Origin of the sequence: Peptoniphilus sp. BV3C26, from assembly GCF_000478985.1 — a bacterium.
GTDB classification, from domain to species: domain Bacteria; phylum Bacillota; class Clostridia; order Tissierellales; family Peptoniphilaceae; genus Peptoniphilus_B; species Peptoniphilus_B koenoeneniae.
The window spans coordinates 1-20392 of the sequence record NZ_AWXB01000004.1; the positions used below are offsets into that span (position 1 = coordinate 1).

A 20392-nucleotide genomic window follows, 5' to 3' on the forward strand; every position below is an offset into this window, starting at 1 on the left:
AAAAATCTGAAAAAAGTTTTATCCAGGCAAATATTATGGCAACGGGAGATATAATGTTTCATCAGCCTCTTTATATAAAAACCAAAGATGCTGAGGGTAAGTATGATTTTTCCACTTACTATGAAAAGGTAAAGGAATATCTTACTTCTTCTGATTATGCAATTGGAAATTTTGAAGCAACTATAAATCCCAACAGACCTATTGCAGGTCATCCCATGTTTAATGCTCCTAAAGAAGCTGTAAAATTTTTAAAAGATTTTGGTTTTGATGCTCTTTCAACTTGCAACAACCACTGCCTTGATACAGGCTATGAAGGAGTTTTGACAACTATTGATGCAATAAAAGAAAACAATATTTTACCTTTTGGCACAAGAAAAGAAGAAAATGACAGAATAAATGTTGTGGACATAAAGGGGATAAAAGTTGGACTTTTATCTTACAGTGAAATGTTTAACGGCATGGAGGGAATTTTAAAGGATAAGTCTTATGTTGTAAGCCCTCTTGATTTAAATATGGTTAAAAAAGATATTGAAGATACAAAAAAAGCTGGAGCTGACATTATTCTTGTCTATTGCCATTGGGGAGATGAATACCATACCGACTTTGCTGAAAGACAAAGGCTTTATGCAAATGAAATTTTTAAAGCTGGTGCTGATATTATTTTAGGCTCCCATCCTCATGTTTTACAAAAAGCTTTAAAGTTCAATGTTGACGGAAGAGATAAGTTTTTAATTTATTCTATGGGAAATTCCATAGCCAATCAAAGAAAAGAGTGGATGGGTACTTATGATACAGAGTGTGGAGTCATTGTAAGTATTAATTTAAAAAAAGATAGCGAAAAAATTAATTTTGATGTTGACTTAATTCCCACTTACACGAGTAGAAGAATTGTTGACGGGATTTACAGATACTATGTTTACGCTATGAAAGATTTACTTGAGGGAGGTAAATACAGGGGAGATTTACCTGAAGGGGAAAAAGTAAGACTGGACAATAATTATAAAAGGTCTATGGAAATTTTAGATTATAAAAAATAAAAGGATGAAGTTTTAAGACTCCATCCTTTTTTATTAATGAAAATTATTTTTTACCGTTTGATCCCAAAGGACAACTTTATTTTCCTTTAAGGATTTTTTTATGTCTATTATTCTTTGGTTTGAGCTTCCTCTAAATCTTAATTTTAAGTCCTTTAAACTTTCATTAAAAAGTCCATCTACAAGAAAGTCACATTCTTTTAAAAGATTGAATTTATTTTCGTCTTTTAAAATTATTTCGTAAGTGAAACCTGAGTAAACCCAGATATTTTTTTGAACTTCTTTTTTTATTTTTAAAAGAATTTCCCTAAGTTCCACAGGGTGTTCCATAGGTTCTCCGCCTAAAAGAGTAAGACCTTCAATTTCAGGATCTTTTAAATACTCTATAATCTCTCTTGTTTCCTTTTCAGTCCATTTATTTCCAAAATCAAAATCCTGATATTCTTTATTGAAGCATCCAGGACAGTTATTTTTGCAACCTGTAACAAAAATTGAACTTCTTATTCCTGGTCCGTTGGCAATGTCATATTTTCTTATTTGTGCGTAATTCATTATATGTGAAGAACTCTGTCCTTTATTTCTTTAGTTCTACCTTCGTTCCAGAAATTTTCGCCAAGGTAACCGCATGTTCTTCGAACGACGGATAAAGTAGCCTTATCGGTGTTTCCACATTGAGGACATTGCCATTCATTATTTTCATTTACTTTAATTTCTCCGTCATAACCGCAAACGCTACAATAATCACTTTTTGTATTGAACTCTGCATATTGAATGTTATCGTAAATAAATTTAACCATTGTTTCAAGAGCTTCCAGATTGTGCTCCATGTTTGGGATCTCTACGTAAGAAATGCATCCGCCTGAAGATTTATCTTGGAATTTTGCTTCAAAAGCAAATTTTTCAAAAGCGGAAATTTTTTCTCTTACATCAACATGGAAAGAGTTTGTATAGTAGCCCTTATCTGTAATATTTTCAATTATTCCAAATCTGTTTCTGTCTATGGAATTAAATCTGTGAGTTAAACTTTCTGCAGGAGTTCCGTAAACTGCAAATTGTAGGCCTGTTTCCTTTGTCCATTCTTCTTTTTTCTTGTTTAAGAAGTCCATAATTTTATTTGCAAATTCCGTTCCTTTAGGGTCTGTGTGGCTTACGCCTTTAACAAGCATTGAGGCTTCATAAATTCCTATATAACCTATTGTATAAGTGGAGTAGCCACCCTTTAAAAGGCTTTCTATTTTTGCATGTTTAGGAAGTCTTGCAATGGCACCATGTTGCCAGTGAATAGGAGAAACATCACTTGTTACATTTTTAAGATGTTCATATCTTAAAATTCCCACTCTTTTTACAAGTTCCATTCTCTTTTCTAAGATTTCAAAAAATTTATTTTCATCTCCTTGAGAAAGGATTCCTATTTGAGGAAGATTTATTGTACAAACACCTACATTGAACCTTCCATCAAAGACATATTGTCCATTTTCATTTTTATAAGGAGGCAAAAATGCCCTACAACCCATAGGAGAAAAGACATTGCCTTCATAATTTTGACGCATTTTTTTTGCTGAAATATAGTCAGGATACATTCTCTTAGCAGTGCATCTAATAGCAAGAGATGTTAAATAATAGTATTTGGAATCCTTATTTACATTATTTTCATCAAGAACATAAATAAGTTTCGGAAAAGCCGGAGTTACATAAACGCCTGCATCATTTTTAATACCTTGTATTCTTTGTTTTAATATTTCTTCAATAATTTGAGCAATTTCATTTTCATAGGCTTCTCCGTCTTTTATGTGCATAAATAAAGTTACAAAAGGAGCTTGGCCGTTTGAAGTCATAAGGGTGTTGATTTGATATTGGATTGTTTGAATTCCACTTTGCAAATCTTTTTTAGTCATTTCATCTGCCATTTTTTGTGCAAGATCAAGATCACCTATAATTTCAACTGCTAAATTCAAATTTTTTTCATAGGAACGTCTTAAATATTTTCCTAAACAAGAAATATCTATAGATTGGCCCCCATATTGATTTGACGCAATTTGGGCTATTATCTGCGTCATGACATTACAAGCAACTTGAAAAGATTTTGGAGATTCAATCATCTTTCCATTTACAACAGTTCCTTTTCCCAGCATATCTTTCATATTTACAAGACAGCAATTAAAGATAGGTTGGATAAAATAATCTAAATCGTGTATGTGAATTGCACCGCTGTCGTGAGCTTCAACTAAATCTGCTGGAATCATCTTTCTCTTTGCAATATCTTTTGAAACTTCTCCCGCAATCAAGTCCCTTTGAGTAGAAGCTATTATTGCATTTTTATTTGAGTTTTCATCAATAACTTCAGTGTTAGTTTGATTTAAAAGGCCGAGAATTTCATCGTCTGTTGTGTTTGCTTCACGCTTAAAAGCTTGAACGGACTTGTAAGATTCATAGGCTCTTGCAGTGGCGGGATTATTGTAATGAATAAGTCTATAGTAAACTTGTTCCTCAATATCATATATACTCAGCTCTTTGTTTAAAGTTTGAGCATAATCAAAAATTTCATCAGCAATTTTTTGTGCTTGATTTTCTATGTAGATTCCATTTGGAGAATGCATAGCTTTTTCAATAGCAATTTTAATTTTTTCAGAATCAAAAGCTACTGAATTTCCATTTCTTTTTCTAACGGTTATCATGGGACTCTTCCTTTCAGATATATTTTTTACTAAAATAAATATACTATATATTGTGTAATAAAGCAATAGATATAATAAAAAAACACAAGATATATTAAAGCATATTTTTGTAGACTATTAAAGGGAACTTAGGGTATAATTCACATAGGTATTATTTATGGAGGAAAAAAATGAAAAGAACAAAAATTATTTGCACAATAGGACCGGCAAGTGATTCTGAAGAAGTTTTAGAAAAACTTTTTAAAGAAGGTCTTGATGTTTGCCGCTTGAATTTTTCTCACGGTAGTCATGAAGAACATCTTGCTCGTCTTAAAAAAATTAAAAAGTAAGAGAAAAACTAAATTTACCAATTGCTACTATTCTTGACACTAAAGGTCCGGAAATAAGACTTGGAGATTTTAAAGATTCCATGCGCCTTTATTTAAATCCAGGAGATGAATTTACTTTAACAACAGAAGATATTATAGGAGATGAAAAAAAAGTTTCCGTTTCTTATAAAAATCTTCCTAAGGACGTAAAAATAGGTTCCAGGATTTTAATTGATGATGGTCTTGTAGAACTTCATGTTAAAGAAATTGAAGGAAATGAAATTCACTGCTCAGTTTATAACGGAGGAGAAATTTCATCTAAAAAGGGAGTAAATGTTCCTGATGCCCATGTTAAACTTCCGGCACTTACTGAAAAAGATAAGGAAGATATAAAATTTGCTATTGAAAATGACATGGATTTTATAGCAGCTTCTTTTATAAGAACTCCTGCAGATGTTGTTGAAATAAGAAGAATACTTGAAGAAAACAACAATTATGACATAAAAATAATTTCTAAAATAGAATCAAGGGAAGGTCTTAAAAATGTTAGAGACATCCTTGATGTATCTGATGGCATAATGATTGCAAGAGGAGATTTAGGAGTTGAAATTGCAACTGAAGAAGTACCTATAGCACAAAAAGATATTATTAATCTTTGTAATGAAAAGGGAAAAGTTGTTATTACAGCCACTCAAATGTTGGATTCTATGATTAGAAATCCAAGACCTACAAGAGCTGAAGCTAATGATGTTGCCAATGCAGTTCTTGACGGAACAAGTTGTGTTATGCTTTCAGGAGAAACTGCCAGTGGTAAATATCCTGTAAATGCAGTAACAACTATGAGAAAAATTGTTGAAGTAACAGAAAACTCCATTGATTTTCACGAAATTTTAAGAAAGAAAATTGATGAAATTTCTATGACTACAACAAATGCCATAGGAAAATCAACTTGTACAATTGCAGAAGACTTAGATGCAAAAGCAATTATTACAGCTACAACTTCAGGTTTTACTACAAGGGCAATTTCAAAATTCAGACCTAAATGCTTAATAATAGGGGCAACAACTAAAGAAAAAGTAAAAAGACAACTAAACATAGAATGGGGAGTTAAATCCATATTAATAAAAAGTGCCGTTGAAACTGATGAAGTTATTAGTGTAGCTCAAGAAGAATCAAGAAAAAACGGATTTATAAAACCGGGAGATACTGTAATAATTACAGCGGGAGTTCCTGTTGGACTTGCAGGATCAACAAACTTAATAAAAGTTCAAACTGTCGGTGAAATTATGACAAAGGGAACAGGAATAGGAGATGTTGAGGTTACAGGAAAAGCTCTTGTGATGAAGTCTGACCAAGATTATGTAAAATACTTTGAAGATGGAGATATTATTGTAACTGACGGAGTTACCAATGATATGGTAAAATATATTGAGCGTTCAAAGGGCTTAATTGTTGAGGAAGCAGGTTTTACATCTCAATCGGCAATAACTGGTCTTAACCTAGGAATACCGACAATATTTGGAGTCGCAGATGCTATTAAAAAAATCAAAAGCGGCGAGATAATAACAATGAATTGCTCTGAAGGCACAATTAAAAAAGGAACAATTACAAAATAAAAAATTTTAAGAGATCTGAAAGGATCTCTTTTTTTATTTTTAAATAGTAGAAAAAAGTAATATAATAAGAAAAAAGGAGGATACATAATGAAAAAAATTATTTACATATTTATGGTAATTCCGCTTTTCTTTTCCTTGATTTCTTGTAATAAAAAGCCTGAAAATACTAATAAAATTGAGAAAAATCAAATAACTGAGAAAAAAGAGCTTAATACAAAAAATAAAAACATTTCAGAGAAAAAAGAAGAAGAGGTAAAAAAAGAAGGTTCTCTTGAAGCTTTAAGAGAAAGCTTAAAAAAGGAATCTAAAGATTTTGGAGTTGCTTATCTTGGGATTTCTCAAGAATCTTTAAAGGAAAACTTTAAAAATTGGATAAAAGAAAATAATCCTAAATTGTATAAAAAATATAACTTCATAGAAAATCTAAAATGTGAAAATATAATTCCAAGGGAAAATAACGGAGGAGAAGTTTTTCTCTTCATAACAGCTGATCCAAAAAGTTCAATAGCCGTAAACAGACTAACTTTAGGGGATAATTCTGAACTTAAAGTTGATGAAATTCTATATAAAAGCGATTTTTCGGAAGAACCCCTTCTCCTAGTGTCTGATTCCCTTGAATTTCCAGATGTTGAGGTAAATTTGGTTCCGGAAGGTAAAGAAAGCATAAGGTGGGATCCATTGTTAATGTGGGATTTAGTTTCACAAGAGTTAGCTCATAAGTCTAAGTTTTTAGATTTAAGTCAATATGGAGATGAAGGAGTTAAGGCAGAAAAGGGATTTTTATATGACAGTGGATGGAGAAAGGCTAAAAAGGATGAATTAAAAAATACAACCTGGAATAGCGAAGGCTGGTATATGGATTTAACTGAAGATAAAAATTTAAAAGGTTATGATGGAAATATAGCAATTTATCAGATATCAGATAAAGATTTTGAACACATAAACAAATACTCAGGGACTTATATTGTATCGGAAGATAAATTAATACTGGATATAAAAAACAAAGATGGAAAAGAAATAAAAAATGAATTTGATTTTCTAATTTTGCAGGATTTAAGTTTTGTAATTATTCAAAAAAGTTTGGATAAAGATAATCAGTTGCCATTTTTTGAAGAAGATCAAGATTTTGTTCAATTTATTCAATCTATGGGTTAAGGGTGTCAACAAAAAAATAGTGTAGATTAAAAAAACTTTAAATTGTTTACACTTTTGAAAGGGTAAGCAATTTAAAGTTTTGGTAAATTTATTATAAAAAAATCTATTGACAAAGTTATTTTCCGCCTATATACTGTTAAGAGTGATGCGGAAAAAATAAACCGAGATGGATTTATGAACACTTTGGAGAAATACTCAAGAGGCTGAAGAGGCTCCCCTGCTAAGGGAGTAGGGCTCGTTAGGGTCGCGAGGGTTCAAATCCCTCTTTCTCCGCCAATTAAATATTAAATGGTGAGGGCCTTTAGCTCAGTTGGTTAGAGCGCCCGGCTCATAACCGGTAGGTCCGGGGTTCGAGTCCCTGAAGGCCCACCATTATGCCCAGATAGCTCAGTCGGTAGAGCAGAGGACTGAAAATCCTCGTGTCGCTGGTTCGATTCCGGCTCTGGGCACCAAGAAACATTCCTGAAGTTTTATATTTTAGGAATGTTTTTTTATTTAAAACAATAAAAGGACTTTATTTAAATAAGGTCCTTTTTATTTTATCTATTTTATGAAAAAATTTTCACTAAAATTTATCAAGATAACGATTTACATCATTTGCAATATAAAACATTAAAGCGTATAATTAATGAAAGTTTATTTTAGTAAAGCAAAAAACAGATAAATAGATAAAGGAGAAAAAATGGCAAAGTATATTTTTAAAAGAATTTTACAATCGATTCTTGTTTTGCTTGTTGTAACTTGTATAACATTTCTGCTTATGAAAAGTGTACCGGGAAGTCCATTTTTAGGAGAAAAAGCACAATCTCCTGAAGTTACGGCTGCCCTGTATAAAAAATACGGTTTAGATAAGCCAACACATATTCAACTTATAAATTACATTAAAAATTCTCTTAAACTGGATTTTGGTGTTTCTTTAAAAATGCAAAAAAACAGACCTGTAATTGACATTATTAAAGAAATGCTTCCCACTTCTGCAAAACTTGGGATTATAGCCGTAATTTGGGCTACCCTGGTGGGAGTTCCTTTAGGTTGTCTTGCAGCTTATAACAGAGGGAAAAAAATTGATGATTTTTTAAGAGTTTTAACAACCATAGGTATATCAGTACCAGGTTTTGTTACAGCTACTCTCTTGTTGGTATTTTTCGGAGTTAAACTTCATATTTTACCAACTATGGGTCTTAGCAATATAAGAAGTTATATTATGCCTTGTTTTGCTCTTGGGTTTTATCCTATGTGTTATATAGCAAGACTTTCAAGATCATCTATGCTTGATGCAATAAATCAAGACTATATAAGAACTGCAAAATCAAAGGGAGTTCCATCAAGGAAGATTTTATTTAAGCACGCTTTAAGAAATGCTTTTATACCAGTTCTCACTTATTTAGGGCCCTTAACGGCAGGAATTATTACAGGATCTCTCGTAATTGAATCTGTTTTTTCTCTTCCAGGCCTTGGAAGATATTTTGTAAATTCTATTTTAAACAGAGATTATCCTATTATAATGGCGACAACAATTTTCTTTGCCGCTCTTGTAATAACTATGAATTTAATAGTAGATATTTTATATAAATTTGTAGATCCCAGAATTGATGTTACAAAGGAGACTCAATGATGCAAAAATTTTTTAGTTTACAACAAGATCCTGAAGATTTAGGTATAACTTTTGCAGCAGATGATTTTGAACCTGCAAGTTTACAAGATAGAGAAGATTTTTATGCAAAAGCTCCTTCAGTATCCTATTGGAAAGATGCCTGGAGAAGGCTAAAATCAAATAAAGTTGCCATGGTAAGTTTGGTATTTTTAATATTTGTTGTAATATTTGCCTTTTTAGGACCTTTATTTGTAAAAGGAGATTATACAACTCAGTTTAGAGGTGACGAAAATTTATTTCCTTGTTTGCAATATCCTTTCGGAACAGATAAATTAGGAAGAAATATTTTAACAAGAGTTATGTACGGCACAAGAGTTTCTCTTATAGTAGGCATCTTCGCCTCACTTATAGTACTTGTAATAGGCAGTATTTATGGAGCTGTTTCAGGATACTTAGGTGGAAAAGTTGATTCAATAATGATGAGGATATTGGACCTTATTTATTCGGTGCCAGATGTACTTGTAGTAATCCTTATTTCAATAGCAATTAACAAACCTTTAAAAGATTGGGTTAACAATAGCGGAAGCCAATTTGCAAAAAAAATTGGAGTTTTAGGGCCGGCACTTATTTCAATATTTATAGTCTTTGGACTTTTATATTGGGTAGGTATGGCAAGAATAATAAGAGGACAAGTTCTTATGCTTAAAGAGCAGGAATTTATCACAGCCGTAAGAGCCTTGGGGGGAAGTAAAAAAAGGATTATAAAAAGACATATTTTTCCAAATTGTATAGGTCAAATAATTGTAATGACTGCTATGCAAATTCCATCGGCAATATTTCTTGAAAGTTTTTTATCTTTCTTGGGAATTGGGGTTTCAGCTCCTATGACATCTCTTGGTGCCATGGCGGCAGATGCTCTTGGAGGTATTTACTCCTATGCTTACAGGCTTGTTATTCCATCAATTTTATTAAGTTTAATTATTTTAAGTTTAAATTTATTTAGTGACGGTTTAAGAGATGCTCTTGACCCAAGATTGAAGAAGTAGGTGAATTATGGAAAACAAATTATTAAGCGTAGAAGATTTAAAAGTTTCTTTTTATACACCTGTAGGAGAAGTAAAAGCCGTTGACGGAATAAATTATGATTTAAATTACAACGAAGTAATGGGAATAGTTGGAGAATCAGGAAGTGGAAAAAGTGTTGAAGCCTATTCAATAATGGGCTTGCTTCAAGAACCTGGAAAAGTTAAATCCGGAAAAGTTATTTTTGAAAATGAAAATATTTTAGATTACGACAAAAAACAAATGGAAGATTTTAGAGGAAATAAATGCTCTATGATTTTTCAAAATCCAATGACTTGCTTAAATCCCGTATATACAATTGGAAATCAACTTATGGAAGCAGTTTTAGTCCATAAGAAAATTTCAAAAGAAGAAGCTTATAAAAAAGCAGTAGAGATGCTTGAACTTGTTGGAATATCAAATCCGGAAAAGAGAATGAAACAATATCCTCACGAGCTCTCAGGGGGCATGAGACAAAGAGTAATGATAGGTATGGGTCTTATATGCGAGCCCAAACTTTTAATCGCTGACGAGCCTACTACGGCCTTAGACGTAACAATTCAAGCTCAGATATTGGAACTTATGAAAGAAATACAAAACAAAACTAAAATGAGTATTATTTTTATAACTCATAACTTGGGGGTAGTTGCTGCAATTTGTGATAAGGTAAGCGTTATGTATGCAGGAAAAATTGTTGAACAGGGAAGTGTTGATGAGATTTTTTATAAACCTAATCATCCATACACAAAGGGACTTTTAAAATCAATGCCCAGAATTGATTCAAAAGAAGATGAAAGACTTAAAAGCATTGAAGGGAACCCTGTGGACATGTTAAACCCTCCTGAAGGTTGCGGATTTGGACAAAGATGTGACCATTGCATGAAAATTTGTCTTAGAAAAGAACCGCCAATGTTTGAAATTTCAGAAAATCACTATTCAAAATGTTGGCTACATTTAAACAGGGAGGGAATTAAATGAAAAAAACAGATGAAAAACTCCTTGTTTGTGAAAATATAGTAAAGCAATTTAAAGTTAAAGGAAGTTTCGGAAAAATAAATACTGTCCATGCAGTAGATAATGTAAGTCTATTTATAAAAAAAGGAGAGACCCTAGGACTTGTAGGTGAATCCGGTTGTGGTAAAACAACCTTCGGAAGAACAATTTTAAGATTACACGAACCAACAAGGGGAAAAATAACCTATGACGGACAAGTAATTTATGATTCTGAAAATAATATAAAAAAGGACATGGTTCCTTTAAGAAGAAAAATGCAAATAATATTTCAAGACCCCTCAGCATCTCTTGACCCAAGAATGACAGTTGGAGAAATTGTAGGAGAGGCTCTTGATATTCATAATTTATACGAAAATAAAGAAGACAGAAAAGATAAAATCGGTCAACTATTAAATCGGGTCGGCTTAAATAGAGAACATGCAAACAGATATCCCCACGAATTTAGCGGCGGACAACAACAAAGAATAGGAATTGCAAGAGCTCTTGCAGTAAAACCAGAATTTATAGTTTGCGACGAACCCATATCAGCTTTGGATGTTTCCATTCAGGCTCAAATTGTAAATATGCTTCAAGACATGCAAGAAGAATTTGGATTGACATATTTATTTATAGCCCATGACCTATCTGTAGTAAAACATATTTCAGATAGGATAGGAGTAATGTATCTTGGAAAACTTGTAGAACTTGTAGAGGCAAATGAACTTTATGACAATCCTCTTCATCCATACACCAAGTCCTTACTATCGGCAATACCAGTTGCAGATCCTGAGATAAATAGAAAAAAATCGAGAATAAAATTAATAGGAGAAATCCCATCGGCAATTAATCCGCCCAAGGGATGTAGATTTCACGAAAGGTGCCCTTATGCCACAGAAATATGTAAAGAAGAAGAACCAGAATTTCGTGAATATGAACAAGGTCATTATGTAAGTTGTCATAATATAAATAAAATTTAGGAGGAGATTATGAAAAGGAAAGGTAAATTATTAGTTCTTTGCTTAACGTTAATATTAGTATTAACAGCTTGCGGTTCAAAAACCGATAACAAAAAAGCAGAAGGAAACAAAGGAAAAGAAGAAAAGAAAGTAATACAAGAAGAACCCGGAAGACAAGATGGTATATTAGATATTTGTATAGCATCTGAACCGGATTCAATTGACCCCGCATTAAACACTTCTCTTGACGGGGCAACTATGATTCAACACATGTTTGAAGGTTTAATTAAATGGGAAAATGATGGAAATGGAAATGCAGTATTAAAACCTGGTCAAGCTGATAAATGGGAAGTGTCAGATGATAAACTTACCTACACTTTCCACATAAGAGATGGTGCAAAGTGGTCAGATGGTAAACCTGTAACAGCAAATGACTTTTTATATTCATGGAACAGACTTGTAGATCCTAACACAGGAGCAGACTATGAATATATGCTTGATATGGTTGATGGATATGATGCTAAAAAATTAAATATTTCAGCACCAGATGAAAAAACTTTTGTAGTTAAACTTCACACACCAACTCCATATTTTGAAGAAATTTGTGCTTTCGCAGCAACTTATCCTGTAAGAAAAGATATAGTTGAAGGAAATGACAAATGGACTTTAAAGCCAGAAACTTATATTTCAAATGGACCATACAAACTTGCTTCTTGGGAACACAATCAAGTAATAAATATGGAAAAGAATCCGGAATACTATGACGCAGATAAAATTACTGCAGAAAAATTAGCCTTCCACTTGAAAGATGATGACAATGCAATTTATGCATCATATAGGGCAAAAGAACTTGACTTTATAGAAAGTGTCCCAACAGAAGAAGTTAAAAAGTTAATAGACAACGGCGAACTTAAAATCAATCCTCAAGTAGGAACTTATTTCGTATGCTTTAACACTTCAAAACCACCATTTGATAATGCAAAGGTTAGAAAAGCTTTCAGTCTTGTAATTGATAGAAACTTTATAGTTGAACAAGTAACAGGTAAAGGACAACAACCGGCATCAGGATTTGTTCCATCTGGAGTAAGCGATAAAGATGGAGCAAGTGGAGATGACTTTAGAACAAAAGGTGGAGATTTCTATTCAATCAACGCTGACGATTACACTAAAAATGTAGAAGAAGCAAAAAAACTTCTTAAAGAAGCAGGTTATCCAGATGGAAAAGGCTTCCCACAAATTGAATATATTTACAACACATCAGAAGGACACAAAGCAGTAGCTGAAGCACTTCAAAATATGTGGCAAACTGAACTTGGAGTTACTATAACACTTCAAAACTCTGACTGGAATGTATTCTTAAAAGACAGAAAAGAAGGTAACTATAATATAGCTCGTCACGGATGGGTAGCAGATTATAATGATCCTATGTCATTTATTGATATGTGGATGACAGGCGGCGGAAATAATGACGCACAATATTCAAATCCTGAATTTGATAAACTTGTAAAAGAAGCAAAAACTACAGATGACACAGCAAAGAGATTTGAAGATCTTCACAAAGCTGAAGACATAGCTGTTAAAGATGATGCAATAGTTGCACCAATTTACTTCTACACAAGTCCACACATGATTAAACCTAACATTGAAGGACTATTCTACACACCACTTGGATATTACTTCTTTGGAGAAACAAAAGGTTTTTAAAAAACAATCACCATATTTTAAAAAATATAAGTTTTCAAAAAAAAGCTCTTCGGAGCTTTTTTTATTTGTATGAAAGATAATATTAAATATTTATTTAAGACATTATTTATAAAAAGCATCAAATTGAGGCTTTTTTATTTTTCTAATAAGACCGGCTTTATGGAAAAAAAGACCTTAATATGATATTATTAACTAAATCAGGAGGTATTTATTTGTTAGAAAACCAAGAAAAAATTCTTCCTATAAAAGAAGAATACAACATTGATCTCTTATGTGGGAATTTAGATGAAAATATAAAAAAAATAGAAAAAGAATTTTCAGTAAAAATTGATATAAGAGACAATAAAATAATAGTAAAAGGCAATGAAAATGATGCTGAAGATGCCATTTTATTAATCAGCAATTTATTGGAATTCATAAGAGAAAAAAAAGGAATCGAAAGAAAAGATTTAGACTACTCCATAAAACTAATAAAGTTTGGAGAAAAAAGACCTATTAATGAACTTTTAAATGAAGTTATAGTTTACACCTCTATGGGAAAACCAATAAAGTCCAAAACTCTTGGGCAAAAACAATATATAGATCTTATAAAGGACAATGATATTGTTTTCGGAATTGGACCTGCGGGAACAGGAAAAACTTATTTAGCAATGGCTATGGCTGTAAGAGCTTTTAAAAATAAGGAAGTAAATAGAATTATTTTAACAAGACCTGCAGTTGAAGCTGGTGAATCTTTAGGATTTTTACCTGGGGATTTGCAAATGAAGGTTGATCCCTACTTAAGACCTCTATATGATGCTCTTTTTGAAATAATGGGTCATGACAATTATACTAAATATCTTGAAAAAGGTCTTATTGAAGTTGCTCCTCTTGCTTACATGAGAGGAAGAACCTTAGACAGTGCCTATGTAATATTAGATGAAGCTCAAAATACTACAAATGAACAAATGAAGATGTTTTTAACGAGGCTTGGATATGGTTCAAAGGCTATTATAACAGGGGATATAACTCAAATAGACTTGCCAAGGGGCAAGCAGTCGGGTTTAAAAACAGTTCTTAAAATTTTACAAAATGTTAAGGGTATAGGAATTGTTTATTTAAGTAAAAATGACATTGTAAGACATCCTTTAGTTCAACGTATTATAGATGCTTATGAAAAATATGAAAATAAGAAAAATGAAAAAGAGAACAAAAGATGATAGATATATATTTTGATGATAGACAAGAAAATTTTGAAATAGATAATGGTGTGATTGAAATTGTAAAAAAATCTATTGAAGAAGCCCTTAATATTTTAGGCTTCGATGATGCTGAAGTATCAGTTTCTTTTGTGGATGATAATGAAATACAAGAACTTAATAGAGATTACAGAGGGGTTGATTCTGTAACGGACGTCTTATCTTTTCCCATAGATGATAAGTTCAGTAACATTTTAGGTGATGTGGTAATTAACACTAAAAGAGTTTTATCTCAGGCTGAGGAGTTCGGTCATTCAAAAGAAAGGGAACTTTCTTATTTAACAGTTCATTCAATTCTTCATTTAGTTGGCTATGACCACGAAAATGAAGAAGATAAAATAGAAATGAGAGCAAAAGAAAAAGAAATAATGGATAAGCTTAAAATATATAAAAATTGAGGTTGATAATTTGAAGAAAAACAGATTTATAGCTTCTTTCAACTATGCTGTTCAGGGAATTATTTCCGCTTTACAGACTGAAAAAAATTTAAAATTTCATTTTTCAGCTTGTCTTGGGATTTTAATTTTTTCTTTGTTTTTTAATATTACAAAGGTTGAATTTATGATCCTTTTATTTGCAATAAGTTTTGTTATTGTATCTGAAATGATAAATACAGCTATTGAAAGAGCTGTAGATTTAATTGTTCAGGATTACAATCCAATTGCAAAATATGTAAAAGACGTTTCTGCAGGAGCAGTTTTAATTTCTGCCTTAAATGCAATAGTTGTTGCTTATTTTTTATTTTATAAAAAATTATCAAAGCTTGGAGAAATAGGTCTTATGAAAATAAGAAACTCTTCAGATCACCTTGCTTTGGTTTCTTTAATAATAGTTTTAATACTTGTCATAATAGGAAAATATATTATGGCAAAGAAAAATGGTGGTTCATATTTTCAGGGAGGAGCAATTTCCGGTCACTCGGCAATTGCCTTTTGTGCTGCAACTATAATAAGTTTAGTAGCTCAAAAGGGTCTTATTACAACATGTTCTTTAGGACTTGCCCTTCTTGTAGCTGAAAGCAGAGTTGAAACAGGAGTACATAAGGCAAGTGAAGCTATATTTGGTGCCATAGTAGGCATAAGTGTTGCAATATTTGCCTTTAAAATTTTTAGTTAGAGGTCTTATGGAATTAAAAAATTTAATTGAGCTTGCCCTTGAAGCAAAAGATAGGTCAACATACACGCCCTATTCTCACTTTAGAGTAGGAGCAGCCGTGGAAATGGAAGATGGAAGTGTTTACACCGGAGGCAATATAGAAATTGCTTCTTATTCTCCGACTAACTGTGCTGAAAGAACGGCAATTTTTAAAGCCGTAAGCGAAGGTAAGCGTGAAATTAAAAAAATAGTCATAACAGGGGATGCAAAAAACACATTTCCATGTGGAGTGTGCAGACAAGTTATTAGAGAATTTTCCGAAAATCCCATGATAGTTGTTGCAAATTCAGTGGACGATTATAAAGTTTATACTTTAGAAGAACTTTTGCCCCACAGTTTTGGCCCAGAATACTTAAAGAGAGGTAATGATGTTTAAATCAGGTTATGTGGGAGTGCTTGGAAGACCCAATGTAGGGAAAAGCACTCTGCTTAATAGAATAGTTGGAGAAAAAATTTCTGCGGTTTCTAGCAAACCTCAGACAACAAGAAATAAAATTTCAATAATTTATAATGATGAAGATTCACAAATAATATTTTTGGATACACCGGGAATGCAAAAACCGGGAAATGAGCTTGGAAAATTTATGCAAAAAGAATCTGAAAGTTCTTTAGATGAAGTTGATATAGTAACTTATATTGTAGATACTTCAACAAAAATCGGAAGGCTTGACAGGATGATAATAGATCTTTTAAAAAAAGCACCGAAAAATTTGAAAATTATTTTGCTTATAAATAAAATTGACCAAGTTAAGAAGGAAGAACTCTTAGACATTATAAATTTATACAAAGATGAGCTTAACTTTGAAGAGATAATCCCTATAAGTGCAATGATGGGCGACGGCATAGAAGAATTTATGAAAATTTTAAAAGACTTATTGCCAGAGGGACCCAAGTATTATCCCGATGATATTTTAACTGACAGACCAGTTAAATTTATTGCATCTGAAATAATAAGAGAAAAAGCCCTTTTAAATTTAAAGGAAGAAGTTCCTCACGGAGTGGCTGTAACAATAGAATCTATGCATGAAAATGAAAAAGGCTTAACTGAAATAGAGGCTGTTATCTATTGTGAAAAGGATTCTCACAAGGGAATTTTAATAGGAAAAAATGGTTCTATGTTGAAAAAAATCGGCACTGAAGCAAGACTTGACATTGAAAATTTAATTGAAGGCAGAGTTAATTTAAAACTTTGGGTAAAAGTTGATAAAAATTGGCGAGATAATGACAGAAGATTAAAAGGACTTGGCTATAAATGATAGAAACTGAAGGGATTGTATTAAATGAGCTGAAAATAAAAGAAAGCTCGAAGATTTTAAAAGTATATTCCAGGCAACTGGGACTTATTTCCATTTACGCAAAAGGTGCTTTAAGAAAATCTTCTCCTTTTACAGCTTCATCTCAAATATTTTCTCACAACAGTTACAGACTAAAAAAGCAAGGAAATTTTTTCTATATACAAAAGGCAACAATCATTAGCTTAAATTATGATTTAAGAAAAGATTATGAATCTTTTATTTATGGGTCAATGATTGTTGAGCTTTACGAAAAAAGTAATTTTGAATCTGAAATAAATAAAAAAACTTTTGATTTACTTGCAAAATATTTAAAAGTTTTGCCGGACAGTAAAAATAAAAAGGCAATCACAACAGCTTTTTTTCTTAAATACATTAGCTTCATGGGCTTTCGTCCATCTATGGTGGGAAATTATTTTTCCATTGAAAATGGGGGAATGGTTAATGAAAGTGATGTAAGTTTGGATTCATATTTACTTAAGGAAGAACAAAAAGATTATTTAAAATTTTTATTATACAGCGATCTTAGCGGGGAATACGAAAAAAATTTATCAGATGACTTTTTGTTTGAAATTGTACTAAAATATATAAAGTATAATCTTGAGATAAAAGATTTTAATTCATTGAAATTGTTATAAAAGAGGGGGAGTAAATGTTATACTTTCAAGATTTAATTAAAAAATTACAAAATTATTGGATGGAAAGAGGAGCGGTTATTATGGAGGCCTACGACACTGAAAAAGGTGCAGGCACTATGAATCCATATACCTTTTTAAAGGCCCTTGGACCGGAACCATGGAGAGTTGTTTATGTAGAGCCTTCAAGAAGACCTGCAGATGGAAGATATGGAGAAAATCCAAATAGACTTTATCAACATCACCAACTTCAAGTTATTTTAAAACCATCTCCTGAAAATGTTCAAGAACTTTATTTAGGAAGCCTTGAAGCAATAGGAATAGATACAAAAATTCATGACATAAGGTTTGTTGAAGACAACTGGGAATCTCCTACAGTAGGAGCGTGGGGCCTCGGTTGGGAAGTTTGGCTTGATGGAATGGAAGTTACTCAATTTACTTATTTTCAACAAGTAGGTGGAGTTCCCTGTCAATTGGAATCAGCTGAATTAACTTATGGCCTTGAAAGAATAGCCATGTATCTACAAAATGTGGAAACTGTTTATGACATTATGTGGAATGAAAAAATATCTTATGGAGATATTTTTAAAATAAATGAATTTGAACAATCAAAATACAGTTTTGAAGTGGCAGATGTAGAAATGTTAAAATCACTTTTTGACATTTATGAAAAAGAAAGTTTAAGAGTTATTGATCTTGGATTAGTTTTGCCTGCCTATGACTATGTATTAAAATGTTCCCATGCATTTAATTTACTTGATGCAAGAGGTGCCGTATCTGTATCTCAAAGGGCTTCATATATTTCAAGGGTTAGAAACTTGGCATCAAAAGTTGCAAGAGGATATTTAAAACAAAGAGAAGATATGGGATATCCTTTAAAGGACAGCTTAAAGGAGGAATTTTAGTGAGATATTTACTTGAAATCGGAGTTGAAGAATTACCTGCAAGGTACGTTAAAATGGCACTTAGCCAATTAAAAGAAAAAGCTGAAAAACTTCTTAAAGAAAATTTAATAGGATTTAGTTCAACTGAGGTTTATGCAAGCCCAAGAAGACTTACTCTTTTTATAAATGATATAGATAATAATCAAGAAGATATTGAAGAGTGGGTTAAAGGACCTTCTAAAAAAATATGTTTTGATGAAGAAAATAAGCCAAGTAAACCCCTAAAAGGTTTTATGAAATCACAAGGATTAAGCCTTGATGATATAGAATTTAGAGATCTTAAAGGAACTGAATACGCCTATGGTTTTATCCATAAAAAAGGTCTTTTAACAAAAGATTTATTTAAAACAGAAATAGCTAATTTAATTAAATCTATAAATTTCCCTAAAAACATGAGGTGGGGCGGAAAAAACATAAGATTTGCAAGACCTATAAGATGGATTGTTTCCATGGCCGATTCTGAAGTTTGGGGCTTTGATTTTGAAGGCATTAAAGTTTCAAATGTAACAAGAGGACACAGATTTTTGGGCTCAGACAATATCCTTATAGATCATGTCAACAATTATGAAAAACTTTTAAAAGAAAACTATGTTATTTTAAATCAAGAAGAAAGAAAAGAAATAATTAAATATGGCTCCAAAAAGAAGGCAAAATCTTTAGGCGGAGAAATTTATGAAGATGAAGACCTTTTAGAAGAACTTACTTTCATAAACGAATATCCAACTCCTATTGTAGGAAATGTCAAAGAAGAATATCTATCTCTTCCTAAGGCGGTAATAACAACTCCTATGAGAGACCATTTAAGATTTATTCCTATATATGCTGAAGATGGAGAATTGCTTCCATATTTTATAACAATTAGAAACGGCACATCAGATCATGAAGAAATTGTAGCAAGAGGAAATGAAAAAGTCTTAGGAGCAAGACTTGAAGATGCAAAGTTTTTCTACAAGGAAGACATCTCAAAACCTCTTGAAGATTATGTGGATGCTTTACATGGTTTGATTTTTCAAGATAAACTTGGAACAATGTATGAAAAGTCTCAAAGAATAAAAAAACTAAGCGGTCAAATAGGAGAATACCTTAAAGTAGCTGATGAAACAATAGATGCTCTTGATAGGGCTTCGATACTTGCAAAGGCTGACTTAACAACTCATATGGTTACTGAATTTACTGAACTTCAAGGACTTATGGGAAGTATTTATGCAGAGCTTTCAGGGGAAGAAAAAATTGTTTCAAAAGCAATTTACGAACATTATTTACCAAGATTTGCAGGAGATGAATTGCCAAAATCAACAACAGGTTCAATTCTTGCAATTGCAGATAAAATTGATACCATAGTGGGACTTTTTGCCATAGGTCTTGTGCCAACAGGTTCTCAAGATCCCTTTGCCTTAAGAAGACTTGCTATAGGTGTAATTAATATTATTCTTGAAAAAAATTGGGATGTAAATTTAGAAGAAATTACTGATTATGCACTTTATAATTATGTTCAAGAAAACAACTTAACCTTTGATTATGAAAAAGTAAAGGAACAAATCATAGAATTTTTCAAGGGAAGACTTAAAAACATACTTGAAGAAAGAAACATAAGATACGACATAATTGATGCTGTTATAGATGATTCAAAATCAATTGTAGATGTAAGTATAAAAGCTGATAAACTTCAAGAATACTTTAAAGAAGATAAAGGGGAATTAGTTGACGCTATAAAGAGAATTCATAATTTAGCAAAAAAATATACTGAGGGAACATTTGATGGTGCTCTTTTAAAAGAAGAACAAGAAAAGGAATTTTTCTCAGCCTATGAAAATATAAAAGATTCCTTTAATGACTCAATAGCAACAAAGAAATACACTGAAGCTTTAGATATTTTTAAAACTATTGTAAAAGAAGTAAACAACTATTTTGACAATATTATGGTTCTTACAGAGGACGAAGAACTTAAAAATAATAGATTGGCAATGCTTAAAGAAATTGACAATTCACTGAAAGAAGTTTTAAATATTGAAAAAATAACGGAATGATGGT

17 protein-coding genes, 3 tRNA genes and 1 pseudogene are annotated in these 20392 nt (G+C 31.9%); 19 read left to right on the forward strand and 2 right to left on the reverse strand.

The window, feature by feature from the left end; translation table 11 throughout:
• The coding region (locus tag HMPREF1253_RS00140) for a CapA family protein (protein WP_023054748.1) at positions 1 to 1037 on the forward strand (1037 nt) is incomplete at its 5' end.
• 33 nt (positions 1038 to 1070) lie between these two features.
• On the opposite strand, the gene nrdG is transcribed toward HMPREF1253_RS00140, so the two are convergent.
• Together nrdG and nrdD are read right to left on the reverse strand one after the other, a co-directional pair.
• The gene (gene nrdG / locus HMPREF1253_RS00145) at positions 1071 to 1586 is read right to left on the reverse strand and encodes an anaerobic ribonucleoside-triphosphate reductase activating protein (protein ID WP_023054751.1); all 516 of its coding nucleotides are present in this window, start codon (positions 1584 to 1586) and stop codon (positions 1071 to 1073) included.
• The gene (gene nrdD, locus HMPREF1253_RS00150; protein ID WP_023054759.1) at positions 1586 to 3709 is read right to left on the reverse strand and encodes an anaerobic ribonucleoside-triphosphate reductase; all 2124 of its coding nucleotides are present in this window, start codon (positions 3707 to 3709) and stop codon (positions 1586 to 1588) included. Before nrdD ends, nrdG begins: the two co-directional genes overlap by 1 nt.
• A 170-nt stretch (positions 3710 to 3879) precedes the next feature.
• Between nrdD and pyk the strand changes: the two are divergent.
• The 18 genes and pseudogenes from pyk to glyS all read left to right on the forward strand — a co-directional run bounded on the left by pyk (position 3880) and on the right by glyS (position 20388).
• A pseudogene (gene pyk, locus HMPREF1253_RS00155) lies at positions 3880 to 5633 on the forward strand (pyruvate kinase).
• Between the two features lie 87 nt (positions 5634 to 5720).
• Positions 5721 to 6788 (forward strand): hypothetical protein, encoded by a 1068-nt coding sequence (locus tag HMPREF1253_RS00160; RefSeq protein ID WP_023054755.1) that lies wholly within the window; start codon positions 5721 to 5723, stop codon positions 6786 to 6788.
• A 185-nt stretch (positions 6789 to 6973) separates the two neighbouring features.
• Positions 6974 to 7064 (forward strand) — tRNA-Ser (locus tag HMPREF1253_RS00165).
• A gap of 19 nt (positions 7065 to 7083) precedes the next feature.
• A tRNA-Ile gene (locus tag HMPREF1253_RS00170) sits at positions 7084 to 7160 on the forward strand.
• A gap of 4 nt (positions 7161 to 7164) precedes the next feature.
• Positions 7165 to 7240 (forward strand) — tRNA-Phe (locus HMPREF1253_RS00175).
• Between the two features lie 230 nt (positions 7241 to 7470).
• Complete coding sequence (locus HMPREF1253_RS00180) at positions 7471 to 8403, forward strand: ABC transporter permease (RefSeq protein WP_023054754.1); 933 nt, start codon at positions 7471 to 7473, stop codon at positions 8401 to 8403.
• Entirely contained in the window at positions 8403 to 9428 is a 1026-nt protein-coding gene (locus HMPREF1253_RS00185) for an ABC transporter permease (RefSeq protein ID WP_023054766.1), read from the forward strand. The genes HMPREF1253_RS00180 and HMPREF1253_RS00185 overlap by 1 nt, the downstream gene beginning before the upstream one ends.
• Before the next feature lie 7 nt (positions 9429 to 9435).
• The gene (locus HMPREF1253_RS00190; RefSeq protein ID WP_023054744.1) at positions 9436 to 10422 is read left to right on the forward strand and encodes an ABC transporter ATP-binding protein; all 987 of its coding nucleotides are present in this window, start codon (positions 9436 to 9438) and stop codon (positions 10420 to 10422) included.
• Positions 10419 to 11414: an ABC transporter ATP-binding protein gene (locus tag HMPREF1253_RS00195; protein ID WP_023054743.1), complete on the forward strand. Its 996-nt coding sequence runs from the start codon at positions 10419 to 10421 to the stop codon at positions 11412 to 11414. The genes HMPREF1253_RS00190 and HMPREF1253_RS00195 overlap by 4 nt, the downstream gene beginning before the upstream one ends.
• A 9-nt stretch (positions 11415 to 11423) precedes the next feature.
• Positions 11424 to 13097 carry a peptide ABC transporter substrate-binding protein gene (locus HMPREF1253_RS00200; protein ID WP_023054746.1) on the forward strand — a complete coding sequence of 558 codons (1674 nt, stop codon included), beginning with the start codon at positions 11424 to 11426 and terminating at the stop codon, positions 13095 to 13097.
• A gap of 212 nt (positions 13098 to 13309) precedes the next feature.
• Positions 13310 to 14296: a PhoH family protein gene (locus HMPREF1253_RS00205; RefSeq protein WP_023054761.1), complete on the forward strand. Its 987-nt coding sequence runs from the start codon at positions 13310 to 13312 to the stop codon at positions 14294 to 14296.
• Positions 14293 to 14733 (forward strand): rRNA maturation RNase YbeY, encoded by a 441-nt coding sequence (gene ybeY / locus HMPREF1253_RS00210; protein ID WP_023054749.1) that lies wholly within the window; start codon positions 14293 to 14295, stop codon positions 14731 to 14733. The genes HMPREF1253_RS00205 and ybeY overlap by 4 nt, the downstream gene beginning before the upstream one ends.
• A gap of 10 nt (positions 14734 to 14743) precedes the next feature.
• Positions 14744 to 15451: a diacylglycerol kinase gene (locus HMPREF1253_RS00215; RefSeq protein ID WP_023054762.1), complete on the forward strand. Its 708-nt coding sequence runs from the start codon at positions 14744 to 14746 to the stop codon at positions 15449 to 15451.
• A 7-nt stretch (positions 15452 to 15458) separates the two neighbouring features.
• Complete coding sequence (locus HMPREF1253_RS00220; protein WP_023054765.1) at positions 15459 to 15866, forward strand: cytidine deaminase; 408 nt, start codon at positions 15459 to 15461, stop codon at positions 15864 to 15866.
• Entirely contained in the window at positions 15859 to 16746 is an 888-nt protein-coding gene (gene era, locus HMPREF1253_RS00225; RefSeq protein ID WP_023054740.1) for a GTPase Era, read from the forward strand. The genes HMPREF1253_RS00220 and era overlap by 8 nt, the downstream gene beginning before the upstream one ends.
• Positions 16743 to 17420 (forward strand): DNA repair protein RecO, encoded by a 678-nt coding sequence (gene recO, locus HMPREF1253_RS00230; protein WP_023054742.1) that lies wholly within the window; start codon positions 16743 to 16745, stop codon positions 17418 to 17420. The genes era and recO overlap by 4 nt, the downstream gene beginning before the upstream one ends.
• Positions 17421 to 17434: 14 nt before the next feature.
• Positions 17435 to 18322: a glycine--tRNA ligase subunit alpha gene (gene glyQ, locus HMPREF1253_RS00235; RefSeq protein ID WP_023054767.1), complete on the forward strand. Its 888-nt coding sequence runs from the start codon at positions 17435 to 17437 to the stop codon at positions 18320 to 18322.
• Positions 18322 to 20388, forward strand: coding sequence for a glycine--tRNA ligase subunit beta (glyS, locus tag HMPREF1253_RS00240; protein WP_023054745.1), 2067 nt, complete (start codon positions 18322 to 18324; stop codon positions 20386 to 20388). Before glyQ ends, glyS begins: the two co-directional genes overlap by 1 nt.
• Positions 20389 to 20392: the final 4 nt, after the last annotated feature.

Excerpts from the sequence above, each read along its gene's own strand:
- HMPREF1253_RS00185 (WP_023054766.1), top strand. The coding sequence starts at position 8,403 with ATGCAAAAATTTTTTAGTTTACAACAAGATCCTGAAGATTTAGGTATA.
- HMPREF1253_RS00200 (WP_023054746.1), top strand. The coding sequence starts at position 11,424 with ATGAAAAGGAAAGGTAAATTATTAGTTCTTTGCTTAACGTTAATATTA.
- nrdD (WP_023054759.1), bottom strand. The coding sequence starts at position 3,709 with ATGATAACCGTTAGAAAAAGAAATGGAAATTCAGTAGCTTTTGATTCT.
- HMPREF1253_RS00180 (WP_023054754.1), top strand. The coding sequence starts at position 7,471 with ATGGCAAAGTATATTTTTAAAAGAATTTTACAATCGATTCTTGTTTTG.
- HMPREF1253_RS00220 (WP_023054765.1), top strand. The coding sequence starts at position 15,459 with ATGGAATTAAAAAATTTAATTGAGCTTGCCCTTGAAGCAAAAGATAGG.
- era (WP_023054740.1), top strand. The coding sequence starts at position 15,859 with ATGTTTAAATCAGGTTATGTGGGAGTGCTTGGAAGACCCAATGTAGGG.
- glyQ (WP_023054767.1), top strand. The coding sequence starts at position 17,435 with ATGTTATACTTTCAAGATTTAATTAAAAAATTACAAAATTATTGGATG.
- ybeY (WP_023054749.1), top strand. The coding sequence starts at position 14,293 with ATGATAGATATATATTTTGATGATAGACAAGAAAATTTTGAAATAGAT.
- HMPREF1253_RS00195 (WP_023054743.1), top strand. The coding sequence starts at position 10,419 with ATGAAAAAAACAGATGAAAAACTCCTTGTTTGTGAAAATATAGTAAAG.
- recO (WP_023054742.1), top strand. The coding sequence starts at position 16,743 with ATGATAGAAACTGAAGGGATTGTATTAAATGAGCTGAAAATAAAAGAA.
- HMPREF1253_RS00190 (WP_023054744.1), top strand. The coding sequence starts at position 9,436 with ATGGAAAACAAATTATTAAGCGTAGAAGATTTAAAAGTTTCTTTTTAT.
- nrdG (WP_023054751.1), bottom strand. The coding sequence starts at position 1,586 with ATGAATTACGCACAAATAAGAAAATATGACATTGCCAACGGACCAGGA.
- HMPREF1253_RS00160 (WP_023054755.1), top strand. The coding sequence starts at position 5,721 with ATGAAAAAAATTATTTACATATTTATGGTAATTCCGCTTTTCTTTTCC.